General features: G+C 45.0%; 1 protein-coding gene and 1 pseudogene. Both read left to right on the top strand.

Annotated features, from left to right (window positions below):
- Positions 1-258: formate/nitrite transporter family protein (locus CGZ90_RS19135; protein ID WP_165766924.1), on the top strand; the 258-nt coding region annotated here is incomplete at its 5' end.
- A 117-nt stretch (positions 259-375) separates the two neighbouring features.
- Positions 376-646: pseudogene (locus CGZ90_RS21120) on the top strand (NADP-dependent oxidoreductase); the annotation flags it as partial.

Below are 646 nucleotides of genomic sequence, written 5' to 3'. Positions count from 1 at the left end.
GTCATCATTTTTGAGGCAGGTAATTTTCAGCATGCAGTTGCAAACATGGGTTATTTCAGCATTTCGGTCCTTGAAGGTTTTGAATACAGCTGGTGGCAATTCATCCTGCTAAACCTGTTCCCTGCCACTTTCGGCAACTTGATCGGTGGAGGTATCCTCGTTTCCCTCCTTCTTTCATTCGCGTTTAAGGAAGACATCGATGACGAGGTTATCCAAGAAGAAGAGGAAGCTGCAGAGCAGTCATTGAAGAATAAGTAATACTTTTCATTTGAAGTATCGTGACTAAGTCTTTAAAATGGACACCAATGAAAAAGGAGTGATAAGACAGTGAATATTAACAACGAAAAAATTGTGCTTGCCTCAAGGCCTAGCGGAATGCCCAGCCACAGCCATTTCCGGTTTGAAAGTACCGATGCAAGAGAGCCCGAGAACGGCGAGGTGCTGGTGAAAACATTGTATATATCCGTTGACCCTTATATGAGGGGAAGAATGAATGACCGCAAATCATATGTCCCTCCTTTTGCCATTGATGAGCCATTGTCAGGCGGGGTAATCGGGCAAGTTGTCAGTTCTCTTTCCAGCGAATTGGAGGAGGGAGACATCGTCATCGGCAATCTTCCATGGCAGCGGTATATTACTGCAGCAG

Source organism: Fictibacillus aquaticus (assembly GCF_002245695.1).
Classification (GTDB): Bacteria; Bacillota; Bacilli; order Bacillales; family Fictibacillaceae; genus Fictibacillus; species Fictibacillus aquaticus.
Note: the sequence above shows the minus strand (reverse complement) of the source record. Positions and strands in the feature narration are given on the sequence as shown.